Annotated in this window: 7 protein-coding genes; 5 read left to right on the forward strand and 2 right to left on the reverse strand. The window is 42.9% G+C overall.

From position 1 onward, the window contains the following. The first annotated feature begins 11 nt into the window (after nucleotides 1-11). Entirely contained in the window at nucleotides 12-560 is a 549-nt protein-coding gene (locus tag Nant_RS13545; RefSeq protein WP_054342194.1) for a DUF3299 domain-containing protein, read from the forward strand. 124 nt (nucleotides 561-684) lie between these two features. On the opposite strand, the gene Nant_RS13550 is transcribed toward Nant_RS13545, so the two are convergent. Next, a complete protein-coding gene (locus Nant_RS13550; RefSeq protein ID WP_054342195.1) occupies nucleotides 685-972 on the reverse strand; it encodes a hypothetical protein in 288 nt (95 codons plus the stop codon). Between the two features lie 711 nt (nucleotides 973-1,683). Here Nant_RS13550 and Nant_RS13555 point away from each other — a divergent pair. Further along, nucleotides 1,684-1,839 (forward strand): hypothetical protein, encoded by a 156-nt coding sequence (locus tag Nant_RS13555; protein WP_156298833.1) that lies wholly within the window; start codon nucleotides 1,684-1,686, stop codon nucleotides 1,837-1,839. A 97-nt stretch (nucleotides 1,840-1,936) separates the two neighbouring features. Here Nant_RS13555 and Nant_RS13560 read toward each other — a convergent pair whose 3' ends face one another. Continuing rightward, the gene (locus Nant_RS13560; protein ID WP_054342197.1) at nucleotides 1,937-2,527 is read right to left on the reverse strand and encodes a TetR/AcrR family transcriptional regulator; all 591 of its coding nucleotides are present in this window, start codon (nucleotides 2,525-2,527) and stop codon (nucleotides 1,937-1,939) included. 120 nt (nucleotides 2,528-2,647) lie between these two features. Between Nant_RS13560 and Nant_RS13565 the strand changes: the two genes are divergently transcribed. The 3 genes from Nant_RS13565 to Nant_RS13575 are packed head-to-tail and all read left to right on the forward strand — an operon-like array spanning nucleotide 2,648 to nucleotide 8,473. Then, nucleotides 2,648-4,078: a TolC family protein gene (locus tag Nant_RS13565; protein ID WP_054342198.1), complete on the forward strand. Its 1,431-nt coding sequence runs from the start codon at nucleotides 2,648-2,650 to the stop codon at nucleotides 4,076-4,078. After that, nucleotides 4,065-5,357: an efflux RND transporter periplasmic adaptor subunit gene (locus Nant_RS13570; RefSeq protein WP_054342199.1), complete on the forward strand. Its 1,293-nt coding sequence runs from the start codon at nucleotides 4,065-4,067 to the stop codon at nucleotides 5,355-5,357. Before Nant_RS13565 ends, Nant_RS13570 begins: the two co-directional genes overlap by 14 nt. Further along, nucleotides 5,357-8,473, forward strand: coding sequence for an efflux RND transporter permease subunit (locus Nant_RS13575; protein WP_054342200.1), 3,117 nt, complete (start codon nucleotides 5,357-5,359; stop codon nucleotides 8,471-8,473). Before Nant_RS13570 ends, Nant_RS13575 begins: the two co-directional genes overlap by 1 nt. The last annotated feature ends 664 nt before the right edge of the window (nucleotides 8,474-9,137 follow it).

Genomic DNA, 9,137 nt, shown 5'->3' on the forward strand with positions numbered 1-9,137 from the left:
GGGTATTTTTAATGCAGACGCTCCGATCACTTTTTATCCTGTTCACTTTGTCCGTTTTATGGGTTACTACCTATGTTCACGCGGGTAACCAGAAACTCAATGGCGAAACAATAGAGCAAATCGAGTGGGAGCAACTGATGCCTGCTGATTATTCATTGGATGGATTATTTGAGGGTCGCGATCTTGGGGCGCTGGATGATCTGGATCCTAAATCGGCTCTGCTAATGGATGAGCTGCAGCAGGCATTACAGTCGGCGCCTGTTGTGCCTGAAATGAACGGCAAAATGATACGTATTCCAGGTTTTGTTGTCCCCGTCGAGGGTGAAGACCAAAATGTATATAAGTTTTTTCTGGTTCCATACTTCGGTGCTTGCATTCATGTGCCGCCGCCGCCCTCTAACCAGATCATCTATGCGCATTACGAGCCAGGTGTGAAGGTAGAGAGCCTTTATGATGCCATCTGGATTACTGGAAAACTCAAAACTGAGACATTCAGTCATGAACTGGCTTCATCGGGCTACAGTATAGAAGTGTTTCGCATTGAGCCTTATGATGAGTAGGTCGGGGTACAAGAGGGCGTGAGGCATTTTAATGCACTTTTAACTATGCAACTTTCCTGAAGTAACATGCCTGTAATTGATTTAGCACGTGGTCGATTAAATGTGTGTGTGGAAAGAGCTATATTCAATTTTCTTCGACGGGGTCTGGAGTACGTGTTTTGCGTGTCTTTTTAACAGTTATTATTGGCCTATTGTTATCTAGAGGTGCTCTTCCTGGTATGAGTGTTTGACGTGTTTTTGAGCGGACAAATTCCATACCTTCTCTGAGCAATTTCGCCTGTTCTATTGCACCAACCGCCTCAGACTGTTTAATCTGGATTGAAGAGGGTTCATAGAACGAACCCTCTTCGACGATAATCGTAAACCCAGATTCATGGATTACATAATTTGACTCTTTTTTCCATTCCAACATAAAAACCTTCATTCGTTTGATGCATATAAAGCTGTTGCACTTTGGTTGTTCCAAAATGAGTTTTGCTTAAATTTTTTTGTGAGAATTTTTATGTAAAATATAAACTCCGTTGTCGAATCTCACGTAGCTTGAACTAGAAAAACCCCATAACATCGGCTATTTCACTCTATGTTAGAACGGGGGGGAGAAGGGTCTAAATCTTACATAGCATGAAATATATGGCAGGAATTCTGATATAAGATGAAATGACCTCGAAGGTCAGCTTTCGACCTCAAGCTGACATTAACGCCTTGCTCAGCGGCAGCTTTAGCTGTCCAACACCCGAGGCGCAGCTTGTTATATGCGAAACTGAGTAATGCACTTTTTAAGCAACTCAACGGAACAGTTAAAGTTGCCTTGTTGCCCTTGAATTGCATAGGACCACTTATCACCGTGAAACAAATTATTTCTATTGTGTGTCACTCGCAGGGGGCATAAGACCGGTTTGACGGTGTTTCTGTGAATAGCACAGATAAATGAGCCACTTCTAACATAGATAAATGCATTGCCGTTTGCACCGTAAGTCTGTGTGATTTTAACTAGGAATCTGCATAAGTTATATTTTCATAGTGAAACTACGAAGATGGTGGCAATGCTATGTATCGACGTAACCTTAAACATTCCTGCGTAAAAAACCTTTTTAAGTTTGCCTGTCTTAAAATGGATAGCGCTATGACCGTTAAATCCGGCCTAGAGTTCGACACCTGCTTTCACTTTGAATATTCACCCGATGTTATTTCTTTCGCGGCTCAGCGTGAAGAGTTTTACTATGGGTTTTTGGGCAAAGAATTATCTTATGCGCCAGGTTTTTTGTGGTTGATAGGGTAGTTCGTCAAACACCTACTAACAGGTTGGCTGACCCTGTTTCCATAGGCAGTTAGTTAATAGTAGGGCCGAATGAATCTTCATTTAGTATCAATGACAGTCAAAAACGAAGTGTATTTTTAATCGAATTCGATGCAATTTTCTTTGCTTTTTTAGAAGATAAATCGCCGATAGCGATGCGACCTATTAGGCCTTCATAGAGCGCAATGATAAATGTCGAAAGCTCATCAGCAGTCATTTCTTGCATAATTTCGCCTTTCACCTGACCAGTATTAATAGTTGCTTCGAGAGCTGCTTTTAACATGGCATTATTATGCCCAACCATTTCTTTTATCTGAATGTTTCGACAAGCTTCGGCGAAAATCTCAGTTCCTAAAATTGCTTCTTTGAGCGGAGTGTTTCCGACGATGTCTAAAACAAACTGGGTGACTGCATCTAGCGCATTATCTTTTTTTTGTAAGCGACCCACTAAGAAATGTATATCTGTCATTTCTTCAGTAGAAATGGCTTCTACAATACTTTCTTTCGAAGGGAAGTAGTGATATACGCCACCTGAACTGATGCCTGATCCATCAATAATTTGGCGCATTGAGGTTTGATGAAATCCATGTTGTATAAAACATTTTTTAGAGGCGTTAAGTATTTGTGAGCGCATTTTTGCTTCTTTCACGTTGTCTTTTGGCCTAGCCATTAATAAATTCCTGTTGTTTGCAGAACGAACGTTCGGTATTGTGAGGAGTACATCAAGTGTAGTCAAGCATCATGCTGTTTATGCTTGGCCGAAATATTACTCTTATAAGCAGAAGTGACAATGGTCGTAATAAAAAAGGTAAGTATGAGTGCTGCTGTTTTTGTCAGGTTAATAACTCTCGGACTAGGAATAGGGCTAACGGGTTGCTCGACCCTTCTACCCGAAATTAATAAACCGGAGCAAGCTTACCTTGATATACCTGTTAAGTGGCAAATAGAGAGCGTTGATCAACCTATTATTGAAAAGCCATTTTTGAATAGTGTATCTGGGCTTTTAATGCAATCCAAACTAACTTCTCTCATAAAAGAAGCACTTGATCACAACCCAGATCTTAATCAGTTGGCATTGGAGGTTCAGGCATCTGGATTGCTGTTAAAGCAAGTCAGCGCTAAGCGTGTGCCAACTCTAGACTTGGTAATGAATGCCTCTAAAAATAGACGTTTTGAAAATATAACCAATAGCTATGAGTTCGGTTTAAACGTTGCTTGGGAAATTGACTTATGGGGACAACTAGCAGATTTAGAAAGTGCCACGGAATCTGATTTTACTGCTCAGAAATGGGAATACACGGCTGTCCGAAATTTGATCGCCATGTCAGTTGTACGCCTCTGGCTTGAAGGGTGGGCATTAAGTGAAATCCAAAGAATTGAGCAGCGTTATTTGGGTTCGTTGAATAATGTTGAAAAACTTGTACTGGAAAGTTACCGGGATGGACTAGTACAGCTAGCAGATCTATCAGCTATTAGGGTCCAACAGGAAAGCACTCGATCAGATATGATTGCTACGATTGAGTTGATTTCACGTAACCATCGCGAAATGGAATTACTCTTAGGGCGTGCGCCATCGGCAGACTCGCTCATTGATGTAAATGAACTTCCTGAAATTATGATGCCTCCGACCATATTGCCTGCCAAGGTAATTGCTCAACGTCCAGATATACAGGCTGCGTTCTACCGTTTGAAATCAAACTACGCAAACAGGTTCGCACAGTATAAAGCACTCCTCCCATCTATCAATATTAACGGAAGTCTCAGTAAGGTAGGTGATTCTGCATCATTGAATCAGATTTTTGGCAGTGACATTGTCTGGTCACTTGTCGGTGGAGTAGCGCAACCGTTGTTCAATTCAGGAAGCTTACGGGCACAGGCTGAGGCGTCTTCAGCTACCGCGGAAGCATCATGGTGGGCATATCGCAAAACTGTACTTACCAGTCTACAAGAAGTTGAGAATGCTCTGTTTATGGAACATTCGCTAGCGCAACAGTTAGATCGTTTAGCTAAGGTTCGATTAGAAGTTATGCAAATGAAAAGTATTAATGAAGAGAAATACAGAAGTGGTTTAGTCGATATTTTTGATCTCATTGAATCACGCTTAGCTGTTCTTGAAATAGACGCCCACATAATCCAGATGAAAGCCGCCCGAATGGACAATCGTATGTTATTGGCATTGGCAATGGGGTTTGGGTTGGAGGCTGCGAATGAAAACAAGTGAACAAATTGATCAAGACCATAGACAAAAAGAAGAACAAAAAATGATATCGGATGAGAATGGTATGCAGGTGAATCCTCTAAATAAGCCCAAAGGTACTAAACGCTGGATTTTTATAGTAGCTGCGTTGTTTCTTATGGCAATGGTAGTGCTTTTTTTAGATGAATTGGAACAACAAACGAAGGTGATCACTGGCAATAAAATTGCAACACTGCCTACTGTTTCCTATTTTACGGTCATTCCCGATTCCTATTCAGCTACGGTCAGAGTGTTGGCAGAGGCAAAGCCACGTTGGCGAACCGAAATAAAATCATTTGTCAGGGGGGAGATTATCTATATTTCTCCATCGCTTATCGAGGGCGCTGAGGTAAAAAAAGACGAATTATTATTGAAAATTAAAGACAGCACCTATCGAGCGATCTTAGAAGAAGCGAAGAATCGACTTAAACAAGCTGAGTTAGCGCTGTTACTTGCTCAACACCAGGCAAAGCAGGCACGGCGGAACTGGAGCAGAGCGGGTATCGAGGGGCAACCGGATTCATCGCTAACATTTCATGTTCCTCAAGTTGAAGTCGCGCAAGCTGAAGTTGATGCTGCTAGAGCCGCTCTGACAGAGGCAGAGGAGCAACTTAAGTATACTCAGCTAAGGGCTCCTTACGATGGTTTAATCACCCGTAAATTTATCAACCCAGGAGAGTCGCTTGAAATAGCCCAACCGGTTGCTGAAATAATGGATGTCAGCCACTTAGATATCCCCGTGATGCTAGATAACAAGCAGTGGCAGCTACTGAGCAGACAATGGAAAGGCTTGCCTGCTAGCATCGTGAGTATTAATAGAGGGTTGAAATGGACTGCGGTTATTGAAAGAGAAGGTGGATTTATTGATAGCGTATCACGGTTGCGTCGGGTACATCTCACGTATAAGAATACGGCAGATGCCAGCCTTCCATTACTTCCAGGGGAGTTTGTTCGAGTAACACTGCCCGGCAATCGTTTCAATGACCTAATACGTGTTCCGCAAAGTGCGTACACCCGTGATGGTTTAGTGTGGTATGTAAATTCGGCAAATCAGATACAGCGATATCGGGTAAAACCGGCATTTACTGATGATCGCTATTTCTATATTCCCTCACCTAGCAGTGATAGTGAAAATGAAAGTGTTAAGCAAAATTCGTGGCATATCGTGGTAACACCTCTATCCAGTTACCTTCCTGGCATGAAAGTAGAACCTCATGAAATTTCTCCTCAAGAGATGGCTACAATTCTGGGAGAAAGCAACTGATGCACATGCTGACAAATTGGTTCATTCGAAATCCGGTTGCCGCTAACTTACTAATGGGGTTGATTCTAATTCTAGGCTACCTGAGCGTTTCGGATATGCGCATAGAAGGGTTTCCTAAGATCCCACCTGACTCAGTGGGTATCTCTGTTTACTACCCTGGTGCGAATGCTGCCCAAGTCGATGAGGCTATCTCTCAAAAGATTGAAAAGGCACTGGAGGGGTTGCCTGGAGCAAAGCGCATAATCAGTTTTTCTTCTGAATCCAGCGCCTATGTTCGGGTTAAAATGGATAATGGATACTCATTAGAGCGGCTTTTAGAAGATGTTAATACCCGAGTTAACAGCATAGCAACGCTTCCTCAATTGGCGGATAGACCGGTTATCACTAGGGAAGCCTTCAACTTTCCTGCCTTGATTGTTCAGGTCTATGGAAACGTCGATACTGATGTATTGCAACGTATTGGAAAAGATGTAAAAGCAGAGCTGCTGGCCCGTCCCGAAATATCGAAAATCAGTAGTTGGGGAGAAGAAGTTGCTGAAGTAAGTATTGAGATTAGCCCGGAAAAGCTGGAATCTTATGGTCTTAGCTATGAAACAGTTGCCCACAAGATTAATCAAAGCTCACTGATCTACCGAACTGGAAAGCTCAGCACTTCGTCAGGCACTATTGTATTAAGGGCTGACCGTCAAGCATATCATTGGCAAGATTTTTCAAATATCCCCATCCTTGATTTAAGCGATGGATCACAGGTACTGCTTGGCGATATTGCTACGATAAAAGATACCTTTGTTGAAACGGAGGGGCAGGTTAGATATAAGGGAACCTCGGCTATCGGTATGGAAGTTATTATCGACCGCAAAGGTAACTTGCTTGATGTCAGCAAGGTAGTCCATGAGGTGGTAAGTGAGCTACGTGAACAAACATTAGAGAACGTCAGTATCGATATATGGGCGGATCAAAGCAATTATATCTCTGATAGGCTTGCGTTATTGCGAAGCAATGCTTTCCAAGGGCTATTGATTGTGTTCGTCATACTGTCTCTCTTTCTCAATTTCAAGTTAGCGTTTTGGGTTGCTATGGGGATTCCCATCTCTATTGCTGGCACGCTATGGCTTATGGGGTGGGAACGGTTCGACTATTCTCTCAACGATATTACGACATTTGGCATGATCGTGGTGCTAGGTATCCTAGTTGACGATGCCATCGTAGTGGGTGAAAGTGTTTTCACAGAAAGAGGACGAATCAAAGACCCTATCAAAGGGACAGAAAAAGGGGTGGAAAAGGTAGCAACTGCCACCATTTTTGGTGTATTGACATCAGTTGCCGCGTTTTATCCTATGCTGCTGATAGACAACCCATTGGGGAAGGTGTTAGCTGGATTCTCTGGGGTGGTTATTATTGCTTTGCTATTTTCACTTTTAGAAAGCAAGTTTATCCTTCCTGCTCATTTGGCGGGGATTAATCTGGAAAGCAAACAGCAGAACCATATCGTTGCCCGCTTATGGCAGCGTATTCGGCAAGCAGTAGATAATGCATTAAATTATGTTAACCATCAATGGTATCGACCTGCGCTTGAAAAGGCTTTGGTTCATCGTTATGCCACGCTGATTCTGTTCCTTTCACTGGCGGTGCTGGGTGTTGGTCTGGCAACGACAGGCACTGTTCGAACGACATTTTTTCCGGACGTGCCAGGAAGCATTATTACCGTTACGATGGAATTTGACCCCCAATCTCCCTACTCGATAACTCAGCGAAATGCTGCTTTTGTTGAAGCAATGGCCAAAGAAGTTAATCAGGAGGTGATGCGGGAGCATGGCATATCCCGCCCACCAATTGAAAAGATAATGACAGCTATAAACAACAAACAACGGGTTGAAATCTACGCGGAGTTAACACCAGAAAAATTACGAACAATTGGTACACTAGATCTTATTAAGCGATGGAGAGAAAAAGTGGGTCGGCTAGAAGCTGTCGATGTCATTCATTTTTCTGGTTCGGATTCAACCGGAGGAGGATTTGCACTCACGCTCTTTGCCAAACATGAAGATGTTCTACAAAGCGGCGTTGATGCGGTGAGTAAGGCGCTCCGGAGCATTGAAGGCGTCTATGATGTAAGGGATGATCTCAAGGGAAGCGAACCTGAGATTTTCGCACGTTTGAAGCCTGAGGCGGGACGCTGGGGAGTCACAATTGAGCAGCTTGCAGCCTATGTCTCCGACCAGTATGGAGGGATGGAGGTTCAACGGTTTCAAAGAGATGGCGAGGAAATTAAAGTTCAATTGCGAAACCCTAAGGAATGGCGAAACTCTATCGATGATTTGATGAATGGTAGGATTATGACGCCTCAAGGGGAGTGGCTACCAATATCAGCAGTCGCTGAGCTGGAATCAAGATATGTATCAGGTTCCATTTGGCGGCGAAACGGTGAGCGCGCAGCCATTATATATGCCAACTTGGACAAGTCCAAAGTTAGTCCGTCAGAGGTGATTAAAACACTCAAACAAGAGAAATTAATACAGCTGCAACAGGCCTACCCTGATCTGGAAATTAAACCAGCTGGCGAGCTCGAAGAGTCAGGTGAAATAACAGGGGGGCTAAAGAATGCCCTAATACTGGCACTCATTTTAATCTATGTATTGCTGGCAGTTCCGTTAAAAAGTTATAGCCAGCCATTTGTCATTATGATCGTTATTCCCTTCGGGATCGCCGGGGCTATTGCTGGCCACTTTATCGCTGATATTCCTCTAAGTGTACTGTCATTTTTTGGAATGCTGGCCCTGACCGGAATCGTGGTGAATGATAGCCTAGTGATGCTGACTACTTACAACCAATACCTAGAAGAAGGAATGCCGCGTCATCTGGCTTTGGTGGAATCTGGATCATCAAGATTTCGTGCAATTCTGCTCACCACGGTAACCACCGTAAGCGGGCTGATGCCCTTGCTTACCGAAACGTCCGAACAGGCGCAGTATCTCATTCCTGCTGCTGTATCGCTGGCTTATGGGGAGATGTTCGCCACTGCCATAACACTTTTTGCGGTACCTATTGTAGCGTTGATTTTTGTTGACATAAAAGAGGCATTCACAGGCAGGTCTAGCGTTGATTTAATGAACTGAAACAATAAATAGTAAACAACTGAGGGATAATTTAGTCCTAGTTGCTTAGGCTGAGAATATTTTTCAATTACTTGTTTACAGAACGAACGTTCGTAATATATATTCCGCATATGTTTGTGAATTTGACGTATGTAAAAGCGAGGGTTATGTATGAGATTAAAAAAACATTGGTGGTTGGGGTTTCTGGGGTTCGCTGGTTTTTATAAATTACCCCAGGTAATTGCATTTTTTGAACAGGGAGGCTCGTATTTAGTTTTGCTTAACTTGCTTTGGTTTTTCTGGTTTATGGAATTCATTCCAAACAAAAAAGTAGATGAGGCTGCTAAGAAGTAGTAAAGCTTCACAGCTTGGATAATCGTTATAAAAGTAATATGCCGTCTTCCAAAGGGGGACGGCTTTGACCTCTTTAGTATATCAATGCAAGCATTTTCTACATTGGTGCTATGGTAATCCCCTCGAAAATTAATAGTGCGCAAAAGTAGAATTTTCTCGTAATCTATACGGAGGAGGTTCTGCATGAAAACATCACGTTATTCCGGTAGCCAAATCATGGCGATCCTTAAACAAGCGGAAGCAAGCAGAAGTAATCTATGTCTCCTTTTGGCACAAAGGCTTGCCTTTCCTGAACCTGGATCGAAATAGAAAAGCAGCCATTGTGAAGTGA

Source organism: Neptunomonas antarctica (genome assembly GCF_001305295.1).
GTDB classification, from domain to species: Bacteria; Pseudomonadota; Gammaproteobacteria; order Pseudomonadales; family Balneatricaceae; genus Neptunomonas; species Neptunomonas antarctica.